Origin of the sequence: Rhizobium gallicum bv. gallicum R602sp (assembly GCF_000816845.1) — a bacterium.
Classification (GTDB): Bacteria; Pseudomonadota; Alphaproteobacteria; order Rhizobiales; family Rhizobiaceae; genus Rhizobium; species Rhizobium gallicum.
The window spans coordinates 124,658-147,698 of the sequence record NZ_CP006880.1; the positions used below are offsets into that span (position 1 = coordinate 124,658).

At 58.8% G+C, this 23,041-nt stretch carries 14 protein-coding genes; 6 read left to right on the forward strand and 8 right to left on the reverse strand.

Going from position 1 to position 23,041, the window contains the following annotated elements; genetic code table 11:
- Genes RGR602_RS23970 through RGR602_RS36350 form a run of 3 tightly spaced genes read right to left on the reverse strand, consistent with a single transcriptional unit; the run spans position 1 to position 1,525 of the window.
- Positions 1-300: a type IV secretion system protein VirB3 gene (locus RGR602_RS23970; RefSeq protein ID WP_040116422.1), complete on the reverse strand. Its 300-nt coding sequence runs from the start codon at positions 298-300 to the stop codon at positions 1-3.
- 2 nt (positions 301-302) lie between these two features.
- Complete coding sequence (locus tag RGR602_RS23975; protein ID WP_052451738.1) at positions 303-638, reverse strand: TrbC/VirB2 family protein; 336 nt, start codon at positions 636-638, stop codon at positions 303-305.
- A gap of 20 nt (positions 639-658) precedes the next feature.
- Entirely contained in the window at positions 659-1,525 is an 867-nt protein-coding gene (locus RGR602_RS36350; protein ID WP_082046669.1) for a lytic transglycosylase domain-containing protein, read from the reverse strand.
- Between the two features lie 120 nt (positions 1,526-1,645).
- Between RGR602_RS36350 and RGR602_RS23985 the strand changes: the two genes are divergently transcribed.
- From RGR602_RS23985 to RGR602_RS24010, 6 genes are all read left to right on the forward strand, one after another.
- Positions 1,646-2,299 carry a hypothetical protein gene (locus tag RGR602_RS23985; protein ID WP_223844115.1) on the forward strand — a complete coding sequence of 218 codons (654 nt, stop codon included), beginning with the start codon at positions 1,646-1,648 and terminating at the stop codon, positions 2,297-2,299.
- Positions 2,296-3,495 (forward strand): thermonuclease family protein, encoded by a 1,200-nt coding sequence (locus RGR602_RS39495; protein WP_323808293.1) that lies wholly within the window; start codon positions 2,296-2,298, stop codon positions 3,493-3,495. Before RGR602_RS23985 ends, RGR602_RS39495 begins: the two co-directional genes overlap by 4 nt.
- A 14-nt stretch (positions 3,496-3,509) precedes the next feature.
- On the forward strand, positions 3,510-4,058 hold the full coding sequence (locus RGR602_RS23995) for a hypothetical protein (protein WP_040114586.1): 549 nt from the start codon (positions 3,510-3,512) through the stop codon (positions 4,056-4,058).
- Positions 4,059-4,299: 241 nt separating this feature from the next.
- The gene (locus RGR602_RS24000; RefSeq protein WP_040114587.1) at positions 4,300-4,761 is read left to right on the forward strand and encodes a helix-turn-helix domain-containing protein; all 462 of its coding nucleotides are present in this window, start codon (positions 4,300-4,302) and stop codon (positions 4,759-4,761) included.
- Between the two features lie 303 nt (positions 4,762-5,064).
- Entirely contained in the window at positions 5,065-5,967 is a 903-nt protein-coding gene (locus RGR602_RS24005; RefSeq protein WP_040114588.1) for a nucleotidyltransferase and HEPN domain-containing protein, read from the forward strand.
- A 522-nt stretch (positions 5,968-6,489) separates the two neighbouring features.
- Positions 6,490-7,629, forward strand: coding sequence for an RHE_PE00001 family protein (locus tag RGR602_RS24010; protein ID WP_052451740.1), 1,140 nt, complete (start codon positions 6,490-6,492; stop codon positions 7,627-7,629).
- A gap of 19 nt (positions 7,630-7,648) precedes the next feature.
- Here the strand turns inward: RGR602_RS24010 and RGR602_RS35045 are convergent, their stop codons facing one another.
- The 5 genes from RGR602_RS35045 to RGR602_RS24035 form a co-directional block, all read right to left on the reverse strand.
- A complete protein-coding gene (locus RGR602_RS35045; protein WP_052451741.1) occupies positions 7,649-8,392 on the reverse strand; it encodes an HNH endonuclease in 744 nt (247 codons plus the stop codon).
- A complete protein-coding gene (locus RGR602_RS24020) occupies positions 8,392-10,008 on the reverse strand; it encodes a hypothetical protein (protein WP_203226228.1) in 1,617 nt (538 codons plus the stop codon). The genes RGR602_RS35045 and RGR602_RS24020 overlap by 1 nt, the downstream gene beginning before the upstream one ends.
- A 313-nt stretch (positions 10,009-10,321) precedes the next feature.
- Positions 10,322-14,806, reverse strand: a complete 4,485-nt coding sequence (locus RGR602_RS24025; RefSeq protein ID WP_040114590.1) for an Eco57I restriction-modification methylase domain-containing protein — start codon at positions 14,804-14,806, stop codon at positions 10,322-10,324.
- A 1-nt stretch (position 14,807) separates the two neighbouring features.
- Positions 14,808-17,579, reverse strand: coding sequence for a DEAD/DEAH box helicase (locus RGR602_RS24030; protein ID WP_040114591.1), 2,772 nt, complete (start codon positions 17,577-17,579; stop codon positions 14,808-14,810).
- The gene (locus RGR602_RS24035) at positions 17,576-22,780 is read right to left on the reverse strand and encodes a DEAD/DEAH box helicase (RefSeq protein ID WP_052451742.1); all 5,205 of its coding nucleotides are present in this window, start codon (positions 22,778-22,780) and stop codon (positions 17,576-17,578) included. Before RGR602_RS24035 ends, RGR602_RS24030 begins: the two co-directional genes overlap by 4 nt.
- Positions 22,781-23,041 lie beyond the last annotated feature (261 nt).

Genomic DNA, 23,041 nt, shown 5'->3' on the forward strand with positions numbered 1-23,041 from the left:
TCACGGCCCGTAGGAGTTGGCGCCCCAGAACGTCTTGTTGGGCGTTCGGGGTGTCAGCCGTGTTGCAACCTGCAGGACATCGAGGATCCGGCTGTCCCAGGCGCAAAGGGTGAACAGCGTCATATAGGTGACGGGCGCAGTTAGAAATGCCCAGATCGTATTCGACGCCAGCCAGGCAATGATCGTCAGGCCGAGAATGATCACGCCGGCGAGGTAGGGCACACCCCACAGCGTCGGTGAACGCGTTAGGCCGATGACCAATGGTGTGAGGACGGGTTTTTCCGGGTTCTGGCTGATCATGCTCATGACCCCACGATCGCAATCAGGGAATCGACGATTCCAGGACCTCCGAAAACAAGGCCGATGCCGAGGGCAATACCTCCGGCCAGGAACCAGCTCAGTCGGCCTACCCAGGCCAGAAATCCCATCGACATCACGGCGATGATTGCGCAGAGGCGCCCGAACGGGCCGGTGATGAAATCGACGATCGCCTGGAAGATCGCTTGAAGGGGCGCGAAAGCCTGGCCGAGTTCCTGCGCGTATGCGTAATCGGCCAAAATCAGCTGCGCCGCAGCCACCAGACCAATGACAAGAATTCGGCGGCGTCTAATATGGGGTAAACGAATGGCTTGCTTCATTTTCTGCTCCCTCTTTCATGTCAGAACTTCATGACACCGCCGACGAAGCGGCCGACGGACGTGCCGCCGATGACACCGCTGTCCACGGATCGCCGTGCGGATTTGTCTGGAACCGTGCGACCTTGCGGAGCACGTAACCCGAGCTGGAAATTCAGGATCTCGGCCAGGTAGCTGACGGTTTCCGCATAAGGCGGAATACCGTCATGATCTCGGACGGCCTGGGCGCCGGCGTTGTAGGCGGCGGCCGCGAGTAGCGGGTTCTGAAATTTGTCCAGAAGTGCTCGCAGGTGACGGATGCCGCCATCGATATTGGCGACAGGATCGCAGACGTCGCTCAAGCCGAGTTCTCTTGCAGTTCCCGGCATCAACTGCATGGGGCCGCGGGCGCCCTTCGAGCTATTGCGGACACGGTCGAAGCGGCTTTCCGCCCAGGCAACGGCGGTGGCGAAGCCAGGATCAACGCCATGTGCACGCGCCGACCGCTCGATAATATCAAGGATTCTGTCCGCAGTTACGGGTGAAACTTGGCATGGCGCTGTTGGCGGTGCATATCCATTATTGTTCTCGCGTGAGTTTCGTATGAGCGTGTCGACAGAACCTCTTTCATCGTCATCGGGACTCGCTTTTAGATATCCGATATTGTTCTCGACGGCTGCTGCCGACGTTGGCAGGACGACGCCGTTGGCATCCAGGTAAAAAATCGAAGTGTCGACTTTTTTCCCCGGATTCGGACCGTTCGACGCCTTATGGGCACTGCGGTCGCTTTCGAGAGAAAGACTATTTATATCAAATATGTGATAGTTCTCCGCCGCCTCCGCCGCGGCAGGATGACTCGCTGCAACTACCGCATAAGTCATTATCGCTAGGTTTTTGAGCAGACGCTGCATCTACCGAAACTCGCTTCAATTCCCAGCTGGCTGGAACCTCTGGGTGATGAATGATGATTGCGAAAGTTTACCGTATATGATATCTCGTACATCAAAGAAAGCGACTCGAAAAGAGGAAAAATGCAACTCAAGCTTACGCAAACACGTATTAAATACGGATATGTTCTATCTTCGAGCGCGAGTTGGGTGTCGCTGCTCGTGGCGCTGACGGCCGGATCGGCTGAGGCGGCGGGTTCAGTCAACGGTGATTACATCCGCTCGCTCGCCGCACCCGGAAAGACGGTCCTCGTCGTCGAGTACTACGATGGACAGAAGTCCGTGGCGGCGCGAAAGGGTTACGCGTCTGCCAACGGGTTCCAGGCGACATCGTCGACGGATTTCAGGGTGGACGACAAGACCTCGCTGCATCTGTTCGGACTTGAGCCCTGCCGGGGCGAGATGGTCAATCGGACCGAAGGCTTCAGCGGGCGATGCGATGACTTCGCAAGGGAACAGCTCTCGATAAAGCTGAAGGCGGCAAAGGTTCTCTATTGCCGCGCTTTTCTTTCGGAAGAGAACGCGGCCATGCAGGACGTGACCTGTTTCGGCTATTACAATTATCCCGGTACGCTCGATACGGTCGATAATATCGAAGAGCAGCTTGTCTCGCTTGGAGCGTTACGGCTTTCCAAAAAAGCGGATGGCTCGCCGATGCGGCCGGATCTTGTTGAGGCCGAGAAGATTGGCCGCGGTGGCTTTGGCATGTGGGCAGATCCACGGGTGCAGGGCCAATGAGCGGAACTGGCGGTATCACGGTTGGCCTGATCCTGGCGCTGGAAGCCTCGACAGCGTTCGCCGCGCCGGCGGGATATTTCGATCTCGGGGCGCGCGCCGTGCTGGAGACCGGTAATACCTGGTCGATGAATGGCCATCGTTACCGGCTCTATGGCGTACAGTCCTGCCTTCGCGGCACGACCTTCACCAACAACGCCGGCAAAAGTCACGATTGCGGTGACGCATCACTTTCTGTGGTCGCCGCCTTCATCAAGGACACGCATCCAGCCTGCGCCCCAATCGCGGAAAATTCCGCCGTCACCTACGTCGTTTGTTTTGCGGTGGTTGCCGGTCAGCATCTGGATCTCGGGACGATGATGATATCCGAAGGCCATGCCTTTGCGGCCCTCGACGCCGATGGCCTGCCGGTCAATCCCGCTCCGCAGGTCAGGACTTTGGCAGTTTTCCAATGTCCAGCACCCGTCGATCCTTCTCGGACGTCGTGCAGCGAGGGGTATCCAGGAGGGTGGCGGGCAATGAGGAATTTAGCAGCCAGTTTGATGATGATTTCGGGGCTCGGCAGCTTTCAAGCGGCAGGCGCGGATCTTCCGCGCGACGACCGCTACGGCATGCGGCCCACTATTGTCACCCTTCGGCCCGCGATCAAGGGAAGGGTATCGGTCATCAGCGGCGACACGTTGTGGTTTCCCGAGTTTGGCCGGAGAGTTCGCTTGGCAGGCATCGATGCTTGCGCCTTGCCGCAATGGGCATTCGATCCATCGATGGAGCAAGCGACGTCCTCTCCAGCACCTGTTCCATGCGGTCCGCTTGCCAAGGCCTGGCTCAAGCGCGTTGTCGGCACGGCGATCGTCGTCTGCCAGCCGATCAGTCACGCCGGCCTTGACAATCTGTCCGGGAGATGTTCGGCCCGGGGGTGCGACCTGGGACTGGAGATGCTGCGTGCCGGGTGGGCCAGGACCGGTTTGAAGGGGTTCGCCAACTCTCAGTACCTCGCCGCTCAGCGCCACGCCCGGTCCGCGCGTTACGGTCTCTGGGGTACCTACGCCCTTGGCATGGACGAATGGCAACGCAAGGCAATCGATCGCACAACGCAGCGCCGCCCGTTGGCCGATTGGAATCTCCTCTCAGACCGGGAGCAGGAAATCACGCCGCCGTTCGCCGACTGGCGCAATAGACCGCGACGAACCGACCGATAGGGAAGGACACGAGGATGCGACTGGTTCTGGCATTTGCTTTCATGTTCGGCTTCTCGCTGCCATTGGCGCCGGTCGAAGCGAGTGAATGGGGTTGCGAGATTTTGCTGTGCGCCGCCGCCGAAAATCCATCCTGGCAGGGTGTGCAAAGTTGCCATCCACCTATGGAGCGGTTGATTTCGGCCATGAAGCGGCCCGGCTTTTCATGGCCCACGTGCCCCGAGGGAGGTGCGGGAAAAACCGGCTATCAAAAATATGCTGACTGCCCGGCCGGATGGATACCAAGCGCCGGACAGCGAGATTTTGATCGTGGTCGCGGCAGAGAGCTGTCTCGCTGCAGCCGCGTCGTCGATCGGTGCAGCGGTCGCAACTTTCGGCCACGGTATGGCTCGGACAATAATCGCGTGGTCATCGATGGAAACATCACCCGCGTCTACTCCGGCAACAATTCATGTCGTTACATCGAGTTCTCGGCGCGGCCCCTGCGTGACAAGCCCTACTATTTCGACATCAAGGACGACAATTCAGGCAAGGAAACCCGACGTTTCTTTGATCTGCGGAAGTGAGCGCCGGCGTAGGTCGAATTCGACGACACCGTAACCCGCTGGTGGCGGCCCGCGTTTTCAAAACGGTGACATTTACCAGGTGCATGAGACCCCGTCGATGAGCTCCATCACCCACGCACGGTTTCGTGTATGCCGCTATCTACGCGAAAGCGGCAATCGCATTGATTTCCCTGAGTGGGGGTTGCGGTGAATCTGCCTTCAAGTGATAAGAACCTTGGCTTGAGGCGCTTAGAGCACATATATGACCACGAAAACTGAGAAATACATCGAAAGCGCGGGTCTTGTTGAGACGCGTGATCCCGAAATCGGGAACCCAATCTATCGGCGACCAAGTTTCGATGGTCCTCCTGAACTGGGTGAAATGGACAACCAGATCGGCGAAGCATTGCGTGCGGCGCGCGAGAGACAGGGGCTGACACGGCCTGAACTCGCGCCGCTCCTTGGTCTCACCACACAGGTTTACGGGCGATACGAGCGTGGCGAATCGAAGATGCACGTGACTCGTCTGGTGCACTTGAGCGAGCTGTTGGATTTCTCACCGTTCGATCTGCTCTTTGCTGCCGCGCCACATTTGTGGGGGGCGTCCAAAGAGGAAGCGGAACTGCGCCACCGGTTAATGAAGCACATTGAGGAACTTCCTTTGGACAAAGCCAGGCTGCTTCTCGGGGTCGTCGAGGCTTTCTTGTCGACTCAGCGTTCCTGAAGTTGGAATCGGAGCTAACTCCGCTTCGGCGCGTACGCTGACGACGGACCGAAATTCCCGCCCTGGGGCGCGCTCCAATGCTGGTGTGAAGAAGAATGGGCAAGGCCTTGAGACCGGTATCGAGGAGATGTGGATCTGGGGCGGCTAGTACGTCGGAGAAGAGGGGCGATATCGCGCGCGTACACTCAAGCGACGGGAAAAACGCGAACCGGCGAGGTTCATGCCGTTTCCCTTCAGAAATTGTGGTGGTGCGCAGGTCAGTGGATGCGCTAAGAAAATGATTCAACGGGAGTTTTACCCTTGATGAAGTCGAGTCTCGATCATCTGCCGGAAAAGAAGCAGCGCGAACTGGCGCGTGTTGTCGAGATCATTCACGAGGAATTCGAGAACGCGTTGAAGGGAGGGGAGGCGGAATTCAAGAAGAAGGGCCGCATCTTGAAAATTATCCTCTTCGGCTCCTATGCGCGCGGAACCTGGGTCGATGAACCGCATACGATGAAGGGTTATCGGTCCGATTACGACATCCTCATTATCGTCAATACGAAGAAATTGACCGATGCCGAATATTGGTATGCGGCCAAAGATCGGTTGATGCGCGATCGAGGTATCAAGACCTTGGTCAATCCGATCATCCATTCCCGTCGTGAGGTTGGCGACGCGCTTCATCAGGGCCGCTACTTCTTCTCCGACATAAGGCGGGAAGGCATCGCTCTTTTCGAAGCTGATGATAAAGAACTTCCCGCAGCGAAAGTCCTAAGCCGTGAATTGGTTTATGAAGCCGCAAAGTTGTACTACGAACATCGGCTATGCGACGCGCGCGTTTTCCTGAAGACGTCCAAGTTTTGCCTTGCCGAAGGCAATTTTAGGCAGGCGGCCTTTCTCCTTCATCAAGCGCTGGAGCAGGCATACTCCGGGCTTCTCTTGGTCTTTTCAAATTACAGCCCCTCCTCTCACAGTCTTGCTCTCCTTCGAAATCTCGCAGAAGAACGACGGCAGGATCTCGCGGAGGTGTGGCCACGAGATCGGCATCGTTTCGTGGCTTGGTTCAACACCCTCAATGAGGCCTACGTGAAGGCACGCTATTCACCGCACTACACGATAAGTGAAGAGGCCCTATCCTGGCTGGTCGGTCGTTCAGAGGAACTAATCGATGCGGTTGATGCCGCGTGCGCCGATCACATTACACAGTTATCAGGCGCAAACTGATTTCGGCTTTTTGTGCGTTCGAGGCCGTTTATGAAAACAAGAATTGATCAGGAAACGTTCCTTTGCAAGCGTGTTCTATGATACGAATAGCGAGCCGCACAGCGCAGAAATCATCGCTGGACGAGTGGCAGGCCATCGAACACAGAGAAATCCCGCCAGCGAGCTCCTGTGGGCAAAGTGGCGCAAATCAGGCCCTTTGAGAATCGTCCACGACGCTCTCTCATCTTGTCCCGGGCTTAGACGCGGAAAAATCGACGCCAGATCGTTTGAAGCAGCCGTCCCGTAGCTGGCATTTCGCTCAGTAGGGCAGAGAGCCGGTGAGTGCGGGCGGGAAACACGGGGAAAAGAGGCGCATTTCCGCGGATTTCGGCGATCCAGGCGGGCTGAAATGCTGGGTTTTGCGACTCCAGATCAACTACCATCGATAACCTATACTTATCGATGGTTATAGCCTCGCCCAGCTATCATACGGTGTGAGGAACCGTAATATTGATATAGAGTTCCTATAAGAAATCATTTACCATGATTTCAATGGCTTACGATCTCGCGAAAATTAGCATAACAGCCTTGATGCGGCCGGCTTTCGACGCCGGCATCGCGCTCGCCCGTCTCGACGAGCGGATTGCCCGTTCGCCGGTCGGCGCGGGCTGGATCGAGCGCACCCAATTCACCGATGCCTGCGCCTCGCTATGGATCGACGGCGAACTCGTCCATCTCGAAGACCTCGTCCTCCACGACGCCACGAAAGATATTCGCACACCCAGCCACGAACTGACAATCGCCCGCGACGTGCTGCGCACCCGCCGACGCATCGCAGCCCAACTCCCCGGCTGGGCATTGTCGGCCGATGGTATCCGAAATTTGCGACAGACGTCGGACATCAATCCGGTCGGCGCTGAGGCGGGGCAGCCAAGCGGCGTCATTCGGCCCGCGGTCGCCGTCGATCCGGAAGGGGAGGGGCAAGACGCCGACGACATCGAACATCTCCCCGGGATCGATTATGCCGCCATCGATGCGGTTCTCGCCCGATCGGAAGCGGCGATCGAGAACGCGACACGGCCCGGCCGGAGTGGCGACCAAGAGAAAGATCCGATGATTTACGATCTCGACTGGGACGAGGATGCGCGGCTCGAAGAATGGCGCGGCGTGCTTCGGCAAGCGCAAGACCTGCCGGCGGTGCCGCAGGCCATCGTCGCCCTCGATGCCTGGAACGAGCTCGCTGTCCTGCAGCACGCGCCCTGGCTCGGCCGATTGTTCGCCGCCTCGATCCTGCGCCAGGCCGGCGTCACCTCCGGTGCGCATCTCGCCGCCGTCAATCTCGGCCTGAAAACCATTCCGGTCGATCGGCGCCGGCATCGTGACCGCGAGACCCGGTTGCTCGCCATCGCTCACGGCCTGATCGCGGCCGCGGAGATCGGGCTGAAGGAGCATGACCGGCTGGCGCTGGCCCGAACGCTGATGGAGCGAAAGCTCGAGGGGCGGCGGACGTCTTCAAAACTGCCGGACCTAGTCGAACTTGTCATGGCGAAACCTTTGGTGTCGGCCAAGATGGTCGCAAAGACGCTCGAGGTTACGCCGCAGGCGGCGCGGCGGATTGTTTTGGAGCTGGGGCTGAGGGAGATGACCGGGAGGGGGAGGTTTCGGGCGTGGGGGGTGATGTGACTTTGTTTTAAGAGAAAATTCATGCGCTTTCCAGTTCAGCAAAACGCGTCTGATGTCGCTCGAGATAGGGCGCATGTCCTCGAGCTATCTGGACATGCAGCGCTCCACTGCCCGGATTGAGGATCGCTAGAGCCGGGCCACTGAGCCGCGACGAGAACATCACGGCGCCGCTAGGGAGAATGGTCATCAGGTACTTGTCGAAGGCAGCGTCCAAGTGCGCCGCAAGCAGGAGGCCATTGTAGACGTCGAGTCTTTGGAAATCGGTGCTTTCCGACCACGGTATGATGTGACTGGCGCGGAGCAACGCCGTGTCTTTGACACCGGTGATCGCGCAACCACGATCCCAATAACTCTCCAAAGCTTTTCGAAAGATATCTTGACCGATTCGCTGAACCACCAAGCGTTCGGCTTCGGTCGTCTTGGGTAAGCCGCTCGTTTCCAGCTCAAATGTCCTCAGTGGACTGTCGGGCAATGACCCGCAGAGTTGGAAAGCGCGTCCAATTATTCTATAGAGCTCGCCCTCCTCCGCCGCTCGTACGAATTGGTCATTGCCGGTGGAAAACTCTTGCAATAGGGCCGCTGCCACTAGCGGAAGATCTACGCCTATCAAGAGGTAATCCAAATCGTCTCGACGGATCGATATGGTGCCCGGCACCAGCGAACTGCCGACGGTCAGAATGCCTGCCTCAGCAGGCACGACCAACTCGAAGCCTTGCTGCGCAGCCACGTGCTCTACGAGCAATCTATCCGACCGCGACAGCATTAGAGGTTCACCCGAAACAAGCGGTCTTCTTCAGGAGACCCTTGCAACTGCAGTCGCAACCAGGGCACATTCCGAAACTCTTCTGGCGGTTCGGTCGTCGTGGTGATTATATACTGAAAAAGCGGCGAAGGTCCCACATCCTCCAGCGACTGCGCAAAGCGGAAGATTTCTGAGTACAGCGATCTGCCAAGATCGGCCTCCCGCGGACTGTCATGCAACAGGAAGTCAGGATGAAGGGTCCGGCCTTCCATTGCCAGGGTAAGTGCCGCAAGATCGAAAAGCACGACAGCGAACGAGGTAATGGCGGTTCCGTCCGCAGAAGCCTTCACTTGGAGGCCGTTGCCATCGAGCCGTACCGAAGACCGTCCATTGGTTTTTACCAGGCGCGAGAAGATGGCGCTGAAGCGCTCCGACACCATCTGCACGACGCTGGCACTTTGCTGGCGATACTCGGCTAGCGAGGTCGTCAAGTCGTCCTGATCCTTCTCGAGATCCCTAACCTTTTTGTCCAACCGGTCGGCCTCTTCCAGCTCGTGCTTGAGATCCTGAACCATGTCAACGGCACGCTCTGCACGGCGCACCAACTCCGATCGGTGGCTGGCCTCGAGTTCCAAACGTTCTTGCAAATTGCGCGAGGTGTCGGTGGCCTGCATCGCAGTTGTGATCTGATACTTCAGCCCGTCCTGTTGCCGGCGGAGCGCGGTAGCCGTCGCAGTCGCACTTTCTGCACGGTTCTTGGCATCCGCAAGGCTTGCAGCCAAGGCGTCCAAGTCGCACGGCGTCAGCGCAATGCCGCAGCCTTCAGCTCGTACCTTGTCGATTGCGACTTTGCAGATCGGGCATATAGGAGTGGCGGCCTTCACGTTTTGCGCGGAAAGTTCAGGGATTTCGCTGCGGGCGACTTTCGCCTCGAGTTCATGCAGTGCGACCTGAGCTTCGAGGCTTCTTGCAGTTTCTTCAAGCCTCCCCCGCTCCGTGGCGGCGCGCTCGAATTCAGCGCTGGCCTCTCTGAGGCGCACCGCTAGCCGCCCATCATCCGCAGATCGAACTTTCGCCAAGTGCTCACTTGTGCGACGTTCGAGCTCATGTAACTGTAACCGTGAGATATCTTCCTGCCCTTTCTCGCCCAGCCGCGACAGCACTCCCTTCTTAAGCCTCGCAATATGCCAGTTCACGTTGGCGAGTTCCGAGCGGTTCACGGTGAGCTGGGAAGCGATTTCGTTCCTCCGCTTAGTGGCACTGATTTCTTCTGGTCCGAGCATACCCAAGGCGACACGTAGGGTCGCCAGCCGGTCCTCCTGACTCTTATTGCGGCCGCTCACCGGCGACTGGGAACCGCTGTCTGGGCTGCGCCATTCCAACAGGTGAGAGAACCTGCATTCCTGATCGCGAGTGAGCCAAGCCAGCACGGCCAACCAACGCTCATCAACGGGAATGCTGTTGGGCAGCAACGATGACGACTGTCCTAAAAAGGCCGTGGTCAAAGCATCTCTGAAGCGCTGCATTCCCGATGGCTCCAATGGCCATGAACACTCAACGACATCCTCACCAAGTATTGCAAAGTCACCCCGATTTGCACCCAGCGGGCGGCTGATCAGCCAGGTTGAGCTGTCCAACCTGACCTCCGCCAGAATTCGGGCGTTCAAGAATTTGCTCCCAACTGAATCCATCTGATCGTGTGGGCCGTAGGTCTTCTCGCCCAAACAGTACCGGATTAGGCGGCAAAGGGTGGTCTTACCCCCACCATGGCCAATGCGTTCGGCCGCTCCAGCACTGTCGGGCGACCAGATGACGTTCAGCCCAGGCTTCAACGGAATGTCGCGAATGATTGTTTCGTTATCTGCCTTGAGAACGATCCGCCGCACCCAAAGTCTGGGTTCGCTAGCCCCCTCCCGTGGGTGGAGCTTAAACGCCGGCCCTCCGAATAGCTCAAACTGCTGCAATGCGTTTCAGAGCCTCCGTTTCGTCGTCAGACATCTCGGTGTTCATAGAAGCAAGGCGTAGTGCTTCGTCCAGCGCAAAGCGGGCACGACCGGGCCAACTATCAATGGGGTAGTTTTCAAGATCGACCCCTGGAACCCAAGTTCGTGCTTTCGTGTCCTCGATAAGGCTTCCTGTTGCAAGTAGTGTCGACTTGGCTTCTGCCCAACCAGTTGCCGATCCTAGGCCTAACGTTATAACGCCGGCCCTAGGCTCGGCTTCCGATCCCACTAGGCGGAGCCATTCATCCCGTCGCTCGGCGGATAAGTGAGGCGTGAGTAGACGGGGCTCGAGCGAGAATAGAGCTGCTCGAATGGCAACCGCACTGTTGACCTGGCCCGGTAAAACCCTGACGAGCGCACCGAGTTGAGCAAGCGTTTGTACTTGGCGGTTGCCCTGTGGCGTGGCCCAACCGCCTGCCTCGACCGAAAGGTCGGAGTGGGTATCGCCTGTCAGGTCTAGAAATATCACGTGTGGTTGACCAGCCAAATCGGTTGCATTTGGCGTTGCAGTCTCGCCCGCCGCTAGTTCATCCCAGCGCGATAGGATGGCATCCCTTGTCTCGAAACGTCCAAACTCCTGCACCTCAGCGCGCTTGAGTGCCCCAAATGTTTCAAATCCGCAATCCGCGCCGAGAACCTCCGGAGGATCCAAAAGATAGGTCATATCCAATTTGGAGAGGCCGAAAAGGTCCCGAGCAACGAGGACATCGAGGTCGGTAGCGAGCTTCCGGCGCTTGGCGGGGTTTGTCTCTGGTGAGAATTGTTTGACGTCGAGACCAACCAAATCTGCACTGCTAAGCCAGAAATTAGCCATTTCCGAACCGGTTGCAGCCAGAAGAAGAGCTCGTTGCGCGATCGCCATCTCGACGCGGCCACTTCCGAAGGAGCGGGGAAGTGGAAGGCTATCTACGATATTGAACGCCATCTTCAACGAAATTTTCTTACGGACGAGGAAATCCATGCAGATGGAGTTTATCACCCCAAGGAGCAACATGTGCGATTCCGGTCGCCGATCGGAAAGCTCGAGCGTCGGCACCTTGTCCCCACATACGACCATCGGCGGGATTAGTGCGGCCACGAAGGCACGTTGGTTCGTAGGGCTGGCGACGTCGCAGAAACCCAACCGATATCGAGTCCACCTATCTCCGATCTTTTTGGGGATGGCGCCCTGAGCTATGCGCCATTGAGGGAGAATTTCCTTACCCTTAGTGCCGAACGGCACCTGCCTCCAGACAGCTGCGCGTCCTCTCCCACTCACATATGCCTTGGCTCGATAGTCAAACGCCTCGACCATACGCCCCTCAAAGACAGGAAGACCATCCTTGTCTCCATCGAACTCATCGCGGTCGTTGCCCATGTCCAGCTCACGCGAATACTGGCGCGTGGAAACGCCATCTAGTTCTTCGCCAAAACGTGGGTATTTCGCATAGAGCTTTCGGGCGATCTCGATATCGGAACGGTGTACCACTTCGGCAACCGCCTGCGCCTCTGGGCTGAATTCACGTACCAAGGCTACAGGGATCTGGATAGGCAACCCATCCTTTAGCGAAGTGAGCTTTTCATGTGAATTCACCCCGAACGTCGCAGCAAAAGATTCAGTCCGGCCCCCCGGCACCGCCACATAAAGGCAAAATTTCAGACGCGTGTCGGTCTCGAACCAAATAGCCCCTGTATTCTCGAAGCCCACAAGCGTCTGTAGTTCGCAATTGTCGAAGAGATGTGCTCTAATGGCAGCAGCATTGGCGCCATTGTACAAGTTTTCTGGCACGAATTGCGCCGCTCGTCCTCCAGGTTTAACAATCTGGAGGGCTAGTTCGACGAACATTCGGTAGACGTTGAAGTCACCCTTACCCAAATTGCCCTCTGCAAACAGTCTGTATCGTCCGCTTTTTTTGAAGAAGTTCGCGGAGACATAGAGATCGCGGCAGTAGGCGTCCCATTCCTCCTGTACGCCCGGAAGTGAGAGCAATTCGTTTATGCGAGCGGCCTGTTCATCTTTTGCGAGGAAGCGAACGCCACCGTCGTACTTCGAGAAGAATTCCTTGGCGTCCGGACTCATGGTCTCCCACGGCGGATTGCCCAGAACTAGGTCGAACCCGCCTTTTTCAAATACCTGAGGGAACGCTAGGTACCAGTCGAACGAGGCTCGCTGCCTGGCAATATTGGTGAAAGTCGGTGCGGGTGCCTCTTCCCGCAGAGCAGACCAGACTGTGTCGGTAGTCGGAATTCCATTGGTGTCCCGCACCGACACCGGTCCGACTTTGGGAACGTAGAACGCGGAAACATAGGCGTCCCCACCCAGCTTAAAGCGTTTCCAGCTGTCCTGCGTGACCAGATCATCGAACGCTGTTTCTTGTGCGACAATGTCCGCGAGTGTTTCGGCGGGCATCGCAAGTAGCTTTTCAGCCGCCGTCACAATCTCTTCAGGGATAGCGTACTCGGCGAGCATGCCTGTGGCCGCTTTCCCTGTTCGCAGTTCGCGATTCCAACGCTTGATCTCGGAGGAAACGGCCTTGTCGTCAGCGTCCGTCAATGCTTCGAACGCTGCCTCCGGCACACCCCTTCGGAGCATCTCTGGATTGCGCACGCCCACTAAACTGTCGCCGTGCAAGATCCGGTTGCTCAGGAAACCCAGAGGACGCCCGGGCTCGACCGACTCCAACCAGAGTGCAAGCCGACATAGCTCGACCGCAAAGGCGTTTCGATCTACGCCATAGATGCATCGGGCGATCACATCTCGCATCGCGTGCCGGTAATCGATCTCAGTTGCAGAACCAGAGGTGCGCAGCTCCGCCAGTGAATTGGCGATCCGTCTGGCTGCGCCGAGCAGGAAGTGACCTGATCCACAAGCTGGATCGATAACGTCCAGTGTGAGCAGGCTCTCCGGGTCATTTGGGTTTTCGGCAATCTTGCGCTCGATAAGAGGGTCTAGCGCTTGGTCCAATAGCAGTTGGACCAAGGGATCTGGGGTGTAATAGCTTCCGGTAAGTTTTCGAGAGTTGTCCTGCGCGGCGTCTTGGCGGTTGGTAAGCACGTCACCTTCGCCCTTCACGAAGTAGAAGCGTGAAGCGTTCTCCGTAATGGCAGGAGTGAGTTCCAAAAGACTCTCATAGACCGAGCCGAGTTCCTCGGTTTCCATGTCTCGCCAGTTGATGCGCACTAGCGACTTCGCATGCTCCATCCAGCTTAGGTGGTAGAGTGCCTGCAGAAACCGCTTATTAAGAATTGGCAGGTTCTCGATGTCGGGGCATTGGTCCCCAGCGAAAATGCCGCCTAGAGCAGGAATGCCAAGTCGGGGTTCGCCGAATCCGGCTGCGCGGATCAAAATACGGATACCCTGGTATGCGTCCGCGTGCCGGTCCCACGCGGCGCGAACGCGGGCACGTTCACGCAACCTGTCGGTGGAGTAACCTCGCTGGAACAAGGTAGAGGCGTCTTTGCCGGCAGCAGGATCGAGGAGGACGTTTCGATCCTCGGCCGTCATCAGGAATATGAGCCGGTAGACTAACCGCAGCAGTTGCTTGTGAAAGTCCTGGACGGTCAGTCTTGACGGACTGTCAGTTGACGTGCCTTCCGATCTCTCCCTCGCTTGGAGCTCTCCGACATTGGTAGCCGCCAGAAGTCTATTGCGAAGCGCTGAATTTGAAGGGTGCTCAAGGAAGCCGGTGCCAAGGTGGAACAGGGCCTTCTCAACTCCATCACGTAGGCGACCGCGTGCTGTCACGCCCTCGCTCTGACCAAGACCACGCCAGCGCTCCAAGGGGCAATCGTCTGGATTGCCGTCGCCAGAGCCAAACCGGGTGTGGTGGCATAGCAGCCAGAAGACGGTGAACTCGTCGTGTAGGCTCTCACGGAAGATCTTGTCCAGGTCCACCTCGATCAGAGCTGGTCGGGTCAGGCTGTCGTTATCCCGGAGAAGCCGCAGCCGCATCCCATCGGTCGCGATGCCCCACAGCGCCCTCGAATTCGCGTTCAATTCGACCTGCAGCCAGGCCGAGGCGGTCTTCCGGATCGGCTTGCCGGATGACGTGGCGATGGAGCGTATCTGGTCGACAGGAGCGTCTGCCGATACGACCAGCGGTACGCTGCCGTTCTTGGTAGTGAAGTTCTGCAGTCCCGGCTTGCTCGGCGTGGCGTCGTCCAAATCGAGGCCCAGGACTTTGGTGAGAAGATCGCGGGCGAAGGCAGCCGTGACAACGGTAGGATTGGCGCCTGCGCGGCCGTCCTCGAAACGCTTCCAAAGAGCGCGTCCAACGTTCCAGAAGCGCGGAATCTCGTCTCGCAGCTTCAGGCCAGGCAGGATGCCGTAGCTGCTGTCTACCTGCTCGGGAGCGGTGCCGGCAGCAACCTTCGCTAAGACGTCCGGCAGCAGCAGGCTGCCTTCGATACGAATCGCGGCGAACGAAACGCGGGACTCGGTGCGCTTTGCCATTTCAGTCGAGCTCCGGCATCAACACGAACAGACCGATGATGTCGGCTGGTAGTACCGGCGTGACGTCGATACGGCCCTTACCCCTGACTGCCTGGCGGATTCGGCGATGGTCCTCGACAAGAATCTCGGAGCGGCGCAATGCCCGCTCTCCTATCGCTCCTTGCCACCGATCCAATCGGGCCAGCGCCGTTCGAACCTCGCGCTGTTTTGCGACTAGCGAAGTCTCTTGCGTAGCCAGTGCGCCTAGCAGGGCGCTGGCTTCCTGCCCGAGCAGGTTGGGGAAGTCGCTGGCCCCCTCAAATGCCAGGGCATCGGTCTCCTCGGCCAGCAGCAGTCCACGTTCGGACTGTGACGCGATCTGATGCCGAATTCGCAGGAGCAGCACAGTAGTGAGCCGGGAAACTGCGGACGTCGTCCAAGCACCAGCCCGAGGGAGGGTGGATGGATAGTCCCGCCCAAAGGTGTCGAGCGAACGCTCTATCAGGAGGTCTGCGAGCGCCGAGACTAGCGGATGTGAGCGATGAAGATGGTCCCTTGTCCCGCCTCGGGTTAGGAGCTGGATCGGACCTGTTATCGCCGTCTCCATCCTATCCACGACTTCAGAGGGCAGCTTCCCCGAGTCCAAGCGAAGCCCGCCGTCGAAACGAACGACGGGAACGTTCAGCTTTGCCAGGCCCCGGCGCACGAACGTTTCGACAAGGTCCTGGTCGCCCAGGATGCCCTTGGTGCGCTCCCATTCCGGACGAACGTCCTCGGGCTTGAGGCTGCGCTGGGCAAAGATGGTTAGGTTTGCCTTCTCGCGCGCGGCTGCGTCCAGCCACTTCTGTTCCATATCTTTAACCGCTGCGACGTCGTCGAAATTAAGCGATAGCTGACTCCCACGGCCTTCCCTGACCGCCCTTCGGCGGAGCAATAAGGCCTTCATCACAGCCTCGGTGACCTTGCGATCGTCATCCGGCAACGGCACCGGCACGCCGGTGGCCTTCTGTATCTTCTCGGCTTTGCGCAAGATCACCTCAAGTACAGCACCATCGACCGGATTGTTCTCCCCATATACCAGGAGCGATCGGACCACGGCACTGAGTTGACCGAAGCGGTCGACGCGACCGTTCCGCTGCTGGTGGCGCGTGGGGTTCCACGACAGGTCGTAGTGCACGACCGCATCGAAGAGTTCCTGCAGATCGATGCCTTCAGACAAGCAATCGGTTGCCACGAGGATGCGCAATTGGTCCGCGGCCATGTCGTCTACGATCGCCTTGCGGTCGTCGCTCGGCAATTCGCCTGTCACAACCTCAACGCGGTGCGACTTGAATTCCTTGGCCAGTGCGGCGCCGACCCACTTAGCGGTAGCTATATATCGGCAGAAAATGATGGGCTTAAATCCCTCCGCGATGAGGGGTTTCAGTCGCTGGATCAGACACGCGACCTTGGGATCCTTGCCCGGCCGCGCGACCAACCCCTCTGCCAGGGAAATCAAAGCGGCCAGGTCTGGATCATCGACCAGGGAGGGCGTGAGGTCGTTGACCTCGGCGTCCGCGTCCACCTGATCGAGGACGGCTGAGACGTCTGGATCATCGCCGAGGTTCGCGCTTCGGGTCCTCAGAGCATGCAAGGCCGCGGCGGGGCTCGATCCGATGCAGCGCATCAGCGCCAACGTGCCCCAGAACGCGAGCCGCTGCTTACGCTCGTCGGTCCCGGCCTTCTCCACCACGGTGGTGCAGTAGTCGAGTGCGAGCTCCAAGAAGGTTTCGTAGTCGCCGGTAAGCCTGTATGTCGCGTCTGGGACTGAGACCTCGTGCTTGGGGAACGCGCCGGCCTCGTTCCAGGCCTCGATGTCGACTCGGCGCCGCTGGACATAGCGTTCGGCCAGCTTATCCCTCAGTTCCGGGCTCCATCTACCAGCATCGCTGACCAGGCCCCGGAAGTCTGGGTCGAGTAGAGCGAGGAGCTTGCCATACGCCATGTCGTCACCGCTATGCGGGGTGGCCGTCAGCAGCAGCATATGCCGGTCGGTCTTGGCCGCAATCCGATCGACGAGGCGGTAGCGTTGGTGGCTATCCTCCGACGACACGCAGGTGTGGGCCTCATCCACTATCGAAAGCTCGGGACAAAATTCAGCATAATGGTCGCGGCGGGCATCTGATTTGACGTAGTCGAGGCTTACAACCGTGAAGGGATACGCTCGGAAGATGCTGTCGTTCATCGGCAGCTCTCGCTCCAGGCGCGCTGCGGACGACGGCGTAACCGCCACCGCGGGGAAGTGGAACTTGTCCCGCATTTGATCGGCCCACTGCTTGACCAAGTGAGGCGGGCATAAGACGGAGAAGCTCTCGATCTCGCCACGATCGTAGAGCTCGCGCGCGATCAGACCGGCTTCGATGGTCTTGCCGATACCGACGTCGTCGGCGATGAGCAGACGCACGACATCCAGCTTCAACCCCATCATCAAGGGCACAAGCTGATACGAACGCGGGTTGAATCCGATGCGGCCAGCGCTGCGGAATGGACCAGCTCCGCGGCGCAGCGACATCTGAAACGCATCGCGAAGCAGCAGCGCCTCGTCCTGGGGGCCAACTCGGTCAGGGTCCGGCAGCTGGAACGTGGCGCTTTCGACGCCATCGATCTCGAGCGACCTCGAAACGACCTGGACGTCCCTCTCGCCGCCGGCGATTGGCCGCAGGTTCAGGATTTCCTCGCCGCTGCCAGGCAGGACGACCCACTCGCGGCCGCGCGCGCGGACGAGCTCGCCCGGGCCGAAGATCGTGGTCGTCATGACGCGCACTCCTTGATCGCTTCAGCTATCGCTGCGAGGACCGATTCCGATGTCTCAGTCCCGGCGGCAGCGACGATGAATGTGATGCCCTTGTCCTCCAGGCCGCGTCCGACCAGACCTTGGAGATCCTCGGCGATCACTGCGAAGCGGTGATCGCGCCAGATCCACTCAACCAAATGACCTTCGATCACGATCGGACGATTGTCGGCCGGCGGGAGGCCATGGGATTTCAGTGCCTCGGCGAAATCGCTCTTAGAGTGCTCACCATCAGTCACCCGGGCGGGGCCTGTTACCACCAGTTCTGCGTTAGCCAACCTGGAGAGCAGTAGGCGGAACTGTAGGGAACGACGATCGATGACTTCGTGGTCTGTCTGATTGTAGTACGAGAGCAAGCACTTATAGCAGCCTGCCACGCAGCGCGGATCTCCCTTGTCCTCCAGAGCGTCGACATGCCGTCCATTAACCTGGAAGTACTCAAGATCGAAATGGCAGATGGAGATCGCGGTGTCGACAACGCGGCGAAGGGTTTCGGTTTCCTTGACAAGTCTCGCGAGAACGCCGGCCCCGCCCTCTGTCGCCTCATAGACCAGTATGGCATGGCGGTCATCGCGCGACGGCAGTGGTTCGCCAAGTACCTCTCCCTCCTCGAGTTGAAAAGTCATCTCGATGCCGCGAAGAAGGGCATGCTGGAGGGTCGCTGTCGTTTCGACTGGCAACCTGTCTCCGCGGAAGCGGATCAGGAGTGCATTCTTTCTATCCTCAACGAATGGTACGATGTTCTGCGGTCGAACCTTGCTCGGATCCCTGATGGCATCCGCGTCCTCGTCCTCGGCCGCCGCCAACCAGTAGCCGCTTGCCGGGTTGATGGGATAGCCCAGGCTATCGTTCTTGGCACGGCGGCGAAGGCCCACATTGAAGCGACGGATGAGAGTCGCGGGTCCGAAAGACAGATCCGCGAACGCCTCACCGCCTTCGACCAACTGAGACGTCCTCACGTCCAATCGACCGGCGTCGCGGACGGGCCACTCGAAAACGGTGCGGATCTCGAAGCCCTGCCGTTGGCGATCCTCGTCGTTAGCGGTGATTCGGTCGGCCGGCATCGTTTCGACGCTCTCAATACGGAAGCCGTCCCGGATCTCGTCGGCGTCAGCCAACGTCGTTCCGCAGTTACGGCAAAAGTCCGGCTTTGGCACTGCATGCGAGCAGCCACACTCGCCGCAGATAACAAAGGCCTGCGTTGTGAGCTCGCCATTAGTCTCCTGCACGCCGGCGCGGATAATGACCCGGTTCACTCGGTGCGCGCGGCCCTCGTGATAGATCAGGCTTCGGGGCCCGAATTCGGAGATGCCGACGAACCGCGATCGTTGAATCGGGGCACGCGACTTCGACCCCCGGTACGAGCTCACAAATGCGGTGAGTGGCAGACGAGGGAAGTTGTAGCCCGGCAAAAACCCTTCAGTGGCCAGGTACCGGTAGGTGAAGTAGTCGGAGCTCTGGTTGTCCTCGCCAGCCAGGAGGAGCTGGATCTGGTCTTGGGCTTGCGCGGTTAGGCGTCGCGCTACGCGACGCTCCTGCTCGGAGGACGCGTAGCGGGAGAAAGCCTGCTGGGCGTCCCTTAACTGCTGCTCGGCAGATGTGAGCAATGACCGCCAGCGATCGAAAGCTTCGTTAAAGCGCACTGGCGCCTGCTTCATGATCCGCTCGGCATAAGCGTCGATGTCGCCAAGCCACGGGAGGTCTTCGCTTTCATCGTCGAACTCGCGATGTAGAATGTCCTTGGCAACAGCAGCTGCTCTATCCTTGGCCGCATCGTTTGCTGTCGCGGCTGCAATATCGCGCTTCAGCGAATTGCGATCGTTCTCCAAATCTACGACCTGGGCGATCTTCGCGCTCAGGATTGCTTCCGTCTCAGCGATCCAGATTGCCTGCAGGTGGCTCTCGACAAGGTCCTGGTTCTTTAGCTCGATTGTGGGAGCCCGCACGCGGCCCGCGACAATGTCGTTCTTGTTGTTGAAGTAGTACTGATCGTGTGGCGATTGCGCGGCACAATAGGTGACGATCAACGCCGCTTGTCCGTTTCGTCCCGCTCGGCCACCGCGTTGTGCGTAGTTGGCCGGAGTCGGCGGCACGTTCCGGAGGAAGACCGCATCGAGATCGGCGATGTCGACGCCAAGCTCCATTGTAGGCGAGCAGAACATCACCGGAAGGAACGTCGGGGTGTCAGCGAGCTCCTGCAGCTTGGCCGCGAACTTGGGAAGTTCGCGCATCCTTGCCCGATCCGCAGCCCTAAAGCGAAACCGAGCCTCGCGGACCTCTCTGGTCACCTGGTCGACCTGGGCGGTGTGCTCGCGCGCCTCGAGGCCGAACAACGCTGGGTCCTTTCGGCTCAACATCTCCGCTAAGGTCGCATAAAGTTCGGCGAAGAAAGCGTTACCGCCGTCGCGCGTGGTGGCAGCCGCCTCACCAAGCTTGAAAACGAACGCGCTCGGATAGATCACCCAATTGGGATTGATCTCGCCGGCGTAGGAGTCCCGACGCTCGAGGATTTCGTTGGTCAGAACTTCCAGTAAATCCTCCAGGACATGATTGTATTCCTCGACAGTCAGTCGATGTCCCCAAATCTTTCCCGCGCGAAGCTGCCGACCAAGCGCGGACGTCGGGCCGGATCGAATGCGCAAGGCTTCGTCACGAGCTACAATGTTTTTGGCGGGTGGATTGAGGAACAACGCCGACGACTGCCGGGAATTCTCCTCAGACAGATTCCACGGGGCTCGCAGTAACCCTTGAGAGCGGTCGCGCAATGCCTGCACGTTAGCGGCATCGAGCGAAACGGACTTGATGGCTAGATTGATCCGCATGTGATCGAGCAGCACGCGCATTCCCGTTTCGCGAACCGCAGCCGGTGCGTTGGCGAGAACGGGATGCCGACGCTCGAAGCGGTGGTCGGCCGCGGCAATGTCCGCTAGCCCCTTGTACTCGACCTTCATCATGCCGAGTCGAGCAAGATTAGGGTTGGTGATGCGCCAGATCTTGAGCTGGTCCACCCAGAAACGATGGATTAGCACCTCGCGCAGTGCCCTTTCGGCATCTGAAAGTGCTGCACCTTGGAGTTCGGGGTTCGACAACCACTCGATGCGCAGTCCCAGATGCTTCGAATCAAAGCCAAGGCAGCGCTGCAGTTCGCGACCGATCTGGTCGTCCTCAAGACCGGCTTCGCCGGCTTGTTGCAATGCGAGCAGCGTCGCAGCGCGCATGAGCGAGACGAAAACGAAGTCGTTAAAGTGCCCGGACTGAAGGGCAGCGTCCTGGCGGTTGTCGATGAAGCCCAAAATCTTCCGGTTGTGACGGTCCTGGTCGGAATTGGGCCGGTTCATCCAGTTTAGGATTGACGACACAATGATCGTGCTAGCGGAGCCGCGGCCTTCGGCGGTCAGGCCAGCGAGGCGAGCGCGGTCCGTTCCCCGCGAGCTGGTGGCCTCGCCGCAGGCCGGACAGAAGCGATATCGCCCGGGTTGAAACCAACCTTCGGTACCGCCGGTTTCGACCAGGTCGCCAGTGGGGGCGACGCGAACAAAGTGGTGCCGCCTCCGCGCGTATTCGCTCTTGAGCCTGACCTGCCCCGATTTCGTGGTTTCTTGCCACGCCTCTGGATAGTCCTCAACGGCGTCACTGAAATCGAGATCACTCCCCGATGGCATGAAGAAGCCGGCCTCTGAGCCGTCGTCGGCAGCGCTGTCGGCCATTTCGTCGATATCTCGCTCGACCAGGATCTCCTTGCTTTCGATCGTGCGGCGGATCACCGGCAGATGCTCTTGTCCGCAATGCGGGCAAAAGCGGAGTTGGTACAACCGCTTGTCGCCGGCCTCGTCCGGCAGGAAGCGCTGGCCGTTGAAGACCACGCGACGTTCGCCCTCGGGCTGGATCGTCATGTAGACTTGACCCGCGCCAGAGATGAACTGGTGTAGCCGAACTCCTAGGAAAGCCTTCTCGCTGCCGCTGCCGGTCCGCACTTTCTCGCTCCGACCGAGGACGAGTAGGAAACGCTCCAAAAAGCTCTGACACGTTACGAGATCCACGTCGCTGTCTTCTGACAACTTAGTTGCAGCATCCGTTAACGATCGGGGTGTCGCCCTGAGCCACGTGCCATCAAGCATGCCGTCCTTCTTCCCGGCGCGGACGCCGAGCACAGTCTCGATCCAAATGGCAATGGGATGAGACGCCAGCTGGGCATTGCTTGCACTCTCGTCCATGGGCGCCGAGATTGCCTGTGCGAGCCGGTCCCGTATTTTGTCCGCGTGGAGCTGGGGATCGGTGCGACGTTCGAGCCGCTCGGTGACCACGCGGCTCGGGGGGATGTCACAGTCGAACAGTTTGGAGGCGACATTAGCAACCGTGACCTCAGGCCGGTCATCGCTAGACATAGTAGCCGAGGTGCCGATGCACTGAAGGCCTCTGGGCGCGAGCTTCCGCCTTATTCGCCGTACCAGCATGGCGACGTCGGCGCCCTGCCGTCCGCGGTAGGTATGGAGCTCGTCGAGCACCAGAGTAGAGAGGCCGGCGCAGTTCTCAAGCACCTTTCTATCGACATCGTCCTGTCGGGTCATCAGCAGTTCGAGCATGACGAAATTTGTGAGTAGTATGTCCGGTGGATCGTCCGCAATCGCGCGGCGCTCCTCTTGGCTTTCCTGTCCGGTGTACCGCTTGAAGGTCACCTTCAGTTCTTCGGCCTTGCCATTGAAGTACTTCGCCAACTCCTCCTGCTGCGAGTTGGCCAAAGCGTTCATCGGATAGACTATGATCGCGCGCGTCCTGCGTCGGCCGCCGTGGCGCTCTTTCAGCGCGGCACTGATGATGGGGATGAAGTAGCATAGCGACTTGCCGGAGCCGGTCCCCGTGGTGACGATAAAGTCCTTGCCTTCTGCGCCGAATTCTGCGGCCATTTGCTGATGGTAGCGCAAGGTCCAGCCCGAGAAGATATCGCCGCAGCCCGGATGCAGGACGCCTTCATCTACCAATTGCGCAACGGTTGCTCCTGGCTTGTACTCTGGATTAATTTGCAACACCGGCTCCGGCCAGAACCGCCGGGACGCGTATTCCGCGTCGATCTGATCGAAAATGTCCTTTGACTTGATGTTGGCAAACGACCGGCTGAAGCCTTCATACTGGTCGACTAAGGACCGAGCGAGATCAAATACGTCCATTGCCCCTCCTAAAGGACGCGAAAGCTCTCGGTGAACATGACTAAAAACATTTCTTCGTTGTTCCCCTTCGAACGCGCATCCATTGCATTGGCCGTTTCAGCCGATTCCTTGCCACGAAGCGCGTACCATTGATTAATGCCCGTTGTTAAATTAACCAACATCAGACAAGCCAAGCGCGACTCATGTCATGGTTGAAGTCAGCCCGCGCCTGTGTTGCTAAATTCGTTCCTAATTTACTACTCAGATCAGCTCTTTTAATAA

Bases quoted from the DNA above. Each gene is read 5' to 3' on its own strand.
- RGR602_RS23970 (WP_040116422.1), bottom strand. From the start codon at position 300: ATGATCAGCCAGAACCCGGAAAAACCCGTCCTCACACCATTGGTCATC.
- RGR602_RS23975 (WP_052451738.1), bottom strand. From the start codon at position 638: ATGAAGCAAGCCATTCGTTTACCCCATATTAGACGCCGCCGAATTCTT.
- RGR602_RS36350 (WP_082046669.1), bottom strand. From the start codon at position 1,525: ATGCAGCGTCTGCTCAAAAACCTAGCGATAATGACTTATGCGGTAGTT.
- RGR602_RS23985 (WP_223844115.1), top strand. From the start codon at position 1,646: ATGCAACTCAAGCTTACGCAAACACGTATTAAATACGGATATGTTCTA.
- RGR602_RS39495 (WP_323808293.1), top strand. From the start codon at position 2,296: ATGAGCGGAACTGGCGGTATCACGGTTGGCCTGATCCTGGCGCTGGAA.
- RGR602_RS23995 (WP_040114586.1), top strand. From the start codon at position 3,510: ATGCGACTGGTTCTGGCATTTGCTTTCATGTTCGGCTTCTCGCTGCCA.
- RGR602_RS24000 (WP_040114587.1), top strand. From the start codon at position 4,300: ATGACCACGAAAACTGAGAAATACATCGAAAGCGCGGGTCTTGTTGAG.
- RGR602_RS24005 (WP_040114588.1), top strand. From the start codon at position 5,065: ATGAAGTCGAGTCTCGATCATCTGCCGGAAAAGAAGCAGCGCGAACTG.
- RGR602_RS24010 (WP_052451740.1), top strand. From the start codon at position 6,490: ATGATTTCAATGGCTTACGATCTCGCGAAAATTAGCATAACAGCCTTG.
- RGR602_RS35045 (WP_052451741.1), bottom strand. From the start codon at position 8,392: ATGCTGTCGCGGTCGGATAGATTGCTCGTAGAGCACGTGGCTGCGCAG.
- RGR602_RS24025 (WP_040114590.1), bottom strand. From the start codon at position 14,806: ATGGCAAAGCGCACCGAGTCCCGCGTTTCGTTCGCCGCGATTCGTATC.
- RGR602_RS24030 (WP_040114591.1), bottom strand. From the start codon at position 17,579: ATGACGACCACGATCTTCGGCCCGGGCGAGCTCGTCCGCGCGCGCGGC.
- RGR602_RS24035 (WP_052451742.1), bottom strand. From the start codon at position 22,780: ATGGACGTATTTGATCTCGCTCGGTCCTTAGTCGACCAGTATGAAGGC.